Annotated in this window: 2 protein-coding genes; both read left to right on the top strand. The window is 44.3% G+C overall.

Annotation, left to right across the window (positions count from 1 at the left end; genetic code table 11):
• Positions 1–628 (top strand): transposase (locus ACIFO6_RS24210; protein ID WP_430044615.1); only part of this gene is annotated, 628 nt, incomplete at its 5' end.
• Between the two features lie 159 nt (positions 629–787).
• Positions 788–1,458: tyrosine-type recombinase/integrase (locus tag ACIFO6_RS24205; RefSeq protein WP_430044613.1), on the top strand; the 671-nt coding region annotated here is incomplete at its 3' end.

The following is a 1,458-nucleotide window of genomic DNA, read 5'->3' as shown; positions in this document are numbered from 1 at the left end:
AGATGAAGAGATTGCGAAACGACTAAATATTCATATTTGGACATTAGGCGATTATCGCAGGAAACATCCCAAATTTGCTGAAGCATTGGAACGTCCAACCAAGTGGGAAACACATGTATATCCTAGACTCGCGGAGATTCAGCAATGGTTTGAAGAAGGCGTGAATGCAGAGGACATTATCAGGAAACTCGACATAGGTAAAACCACTTGGTACGAGTATATTGATAAGCATCCGATGCTGGCTGAACTAGTCAAATGGAGCAGATCTGTCCCTATTTCACACGTGGAAAATTCACTTTTGAAAGCTGCTACGGGGTATGAATATGAGGAAATTCGTACAATAGTCGAAGAGGACAAAAATGGAAAAAAGAAGACGCGTATCGAGAAGGTAAAACGATATCAGCCTCCCAATCCGACAGCGATGATCTTCTACTTAAAGAACCGCGCACCCAATGAGTGGAATGATCGACGTGAGCTAGTGGTCAATACGAAGGCACTGGAACAAGAACGGAAGCAGCTATTTCTGGATATGATTGAAGCCGATGTGGTGGATGCCGACTATGAAGCTATCGAGGAATCGGTCGAGATTGAGGAAGGATACGTAGAGCCGGATGATTCGCAGTCATAACGTTATGCCGTCAGTATTTGTATAGATAAACGCCCAGTTTCAGCCCTGAATCAGCCCCAAAAGTAGCCAGAATCAGTGCATAAGATAGGTTATGCAATCACTGGACTTTGCCCCATATCAACGGTATGATGTGACACACAAGCGAAGGTGGGGGCGAATATGGAGTATATTCAAGGGTTTGAAGCACATTTACGGAGCAAGGATCGGAGCGAGAACACAGTTTCCTGTTACATTCGGGACGTATTGCAGTTCATAGCTTGGTATCGGGGCAAGACGGAATATGGAATGGACAAGTGGATTGAATTGGATGGTGTAGAGTACAAGAAGGTTCTGCAAAGCACTAACCAAGCTATACTGACCATCAACCGCAAGATTGCCAGTATCAATGTATTCGCACAGTGGATGCATCAACAAGGCTATATTAAGGAAGAAATACATATCGAAGCGGTCAGGAACAAGGTTGTTCGGCAGTATAAGGGTCTTGAGGAAAAGGATTTGTGGAAGCTGCGGAATGAAATTCACCGGATGGGCAATCGAATGCATATTTGTATGATCGAATTACTGATGGGAACGGGGATAAGGGTAAGCGAATTGGTCGGCATCAAGCTGAAGGATATGGAGATTAGTGAACGTAAAGGGATGCTGAAGGTACTCGGTAAGGGAAACTCCTTCCGCACTATTCCATTAAATAAGGAAGTGCGAAAAGCCATTACCCGATATCTTGAAGTCAGGCCACAAGTGGAATCAGAATATCTATGTATTGGCCAGCGTGGAGCATTGGAACGAAATGCGATCAACCTGATTTTGAACAAATACGGGGATCGGATCAA

The sequence above is a fragment of the Paenibacillus sp. NRS-1781 genome, assembly GCF_050467745.1.
Lineage (GTDB): Bacteria > Bacillota > Bacilli > Paenibacillales > Paenibacillaceae > Paenibacillus > Paenibacillus terrae_A.
Note: the sequence above shows the minus strand (reverse complement) of the source record. Positions and strands in the feature narration are given on the sequence as shown.